At 65.5% G+C, this 1969-nt stretch carries 4 protein-coding genes; all 4 read right to left on the reverse strand.

The window, feature by feature from the left end; translation table 11 throughout:
• The coding region (locus AB0B89_RS36130) for a hypothetical protein (protein ID WP_358562214.1) at nt 1-272 on the reverse strand (272 nt) is incomplete at its 3' end.
• A complete protein-coding gene (locus tag AB0B89_RS36135) occupies nt 269-694 on the reverse strand; it encodes a hypothetical protein (RefSeq protein WP_358562217.1) in 426 nt (141 codons plus the stop codon). The genes AB0B89_RS36130 and AB0B89_RS36135, both read right to left, overlap by 4 nt.
• A 29-nt stretch (nt 695-723) precedes the next feature.
• Nucleotides 724-1104, reverse strand: a complete 381-nt coding sequence (locus AB0B89_RS36140) for a hypothetical protein (protein WP_358562219.1) — start codon at nt 1102-1104, stop codon at nt 724-726.
• 61 nt (nt 1105-1165) lie between these two features.
• A complete protein-coding gene (locus tag AB0B89_RS36145) occupies nt 1166-1555 on the reverse strand; it encodes an ATP-binding protein (RefSeq protein WP_358562222.1) in 390 nt (129 codons plus the stop codon).
• Nucleotides 1556-1969 lie beyond the last annotated feature (414 nt).

Below are 1969 nucleotides of genomic sequence, written 5' to 3' on the forward strand. Positions count from 1 at the left end.
GTCGCCGGCGATGCGGTTGCGCACCACACCTCGGTGCCGCCCGGGTCGTTCAGGTCTCGGCACACCATCGTCTCGGTCAGGGTGGTGATTCGGTGCTGCCGGCCCGACCTTTCGCCGTAGGTGTAGACCGTGGTCAGCGCGTACAGCCCGTCGGGACGCTGCCAGGTGTACCGGACGCTGAACGCCTCGGTTGACTGATGGTCGCCGCCGACGTCGCCGCCCGCGAGAACACCCCTGCCGTCCGGGGTCCATGTTGCCGCCGCCGTGGTCACTGGTCATCCCCCCTCTGCAGCGAGCGGGCCAGGCGCACGAACCACGGGGTGCCGGTGAGCGCGGCGGCCTCTGCCCTGCTGAGGGGGGCGTGGTCGGCCTGCTGGATGATCGCGGCGACAGCCGTCGCCATGTCCTGCATCCGGATCGTGCTGTGGCCCGCGTTGTAGGACGTCGCGGTGATGGTCCAGTCGTTGCCTCGTCTGCGATCCCACACCACGAGTAGGTGCTGGCCCTCGCCGTCCCCGCGGTCGTCCTGGGGATAGTTGCTGTCCCCGAGGGTGTTGATCACCATGATTTCGCGGCCGGGGCCGATCCTGATTTTCGCGTTGTCTCCGTGGGCGCTGATCCCTGTCACGCCTAAGGATCGGGCGATCGGGGTCAGGTGGCTGGCGACGGCATCCGCCAGGGCTTGTCCGTTCATCGCGTTCGCCTTTCCGGCCGGCGGCGCCATCACGCCATCCACTTCGCGGTGTAGTCGGCGGCGGCGAGCAGTTCCTGTTCCACCTGCTCGGCGCCGATGGGCCCGCTGCTGCACACGCCCCCGACGGTGTTGACGTAGCGCTGGGCGTCGTGCCCCACGTGCCAGCGAGCGCCGACGCTCACGGTGTACTGGCTGCTTGGGTCGCTCTGGGGTCTGTAGAACAGCATGCAGGTCCGCCCGGGGACGTACCCCTGGTCGAGGTCGAACGAGGCTCTGATCAGCGTCGGCTGCTTGGTGTCGTAGGTGGGTTCGCAGAGCCCGAGGAACTGCCTGGTCTCCTCGCTGATGCTCCCCAGCGTGTCGCTGAGATGCGCGGTGAGGTCGACGACGAGGTCGCGGGAATTGGTCATGAAGTTCTCCTGTCTCGGCGGGGGTCGCTCGTCCCCGCATCACCCTTGATTCTACGGGCACTTAGGACTGGGTGACAACGCCGCCGGGGCAGGCCGCCTCGAACCACACCTTGGTTCCGTGCGTGCAGGGCTCGCAGCCCCACCGATAGGCCAAGGCCTCCACGATGGCCACGCCGCGGCCGTGCGTTTCGTCGGCGCCGCTCTGATTCACCTGCGGTTGTGTATCGGCCCCGTCATCATGAACCTCGACACGTAAGGGCTCGCCGTGGTGGCCGCTGCTTATCGTCACCAAGAAAGTCCCACCTTGGCCCGTTGCCGTATGCATGACGGCATTGGTCGCGACTTCCGACAGCATGAGCACGACCTCGTCCAGGCGCGGATCGCCGGCCAGGAGGTCTGCGGCGAAGCCCCTGGGCGAGCTGATCGCCGTCGCTGTACCGGGAAACGTCATGCACTTTGGGCTCACTGCGACGAGTCCTTACGCGTCAAGGCTTTCCTGTATCTCAGCATGTGCCAGCGAATAGCGCTGGCGAATCTCAAATACAGGTAACCATTTAGCACACCGCGAGATGCGGTCTATTACTCCCGGTATGCCATTCTTTAACCGCTTAGTTGTGCTTCGCCTGCAGGCGCGCTAGCGCGAGGAGGCAACGCAGACAGGGCAGTCCGCCGGGCCCAAACCAGGCGTCCAGATCTTCCCACCTCTGCAGGCCATCGGGTGCGGCGGCTCGGGCGGCGGCTGAGGTGCGTCGTTTTGGGTCTTTGACATCTTTTCTCCTCGTTTTATGGACCCAGGTCGCTCGTCTGGGCTCTCTTGTACGATATGCCGGAGTCTCGGTAACGGGAACGAAAGGACAGGTACTTA

The sequence above is a fragment of the Sphaerisporangium sp. NPDC049002 genome (assembly GCF_040649355.1).
Lineage (GTDB): Bacteria > Actinomycetota > Actinomycetes > Streptosporangiales > Streptosporangiaceae > Sphaerisporangium.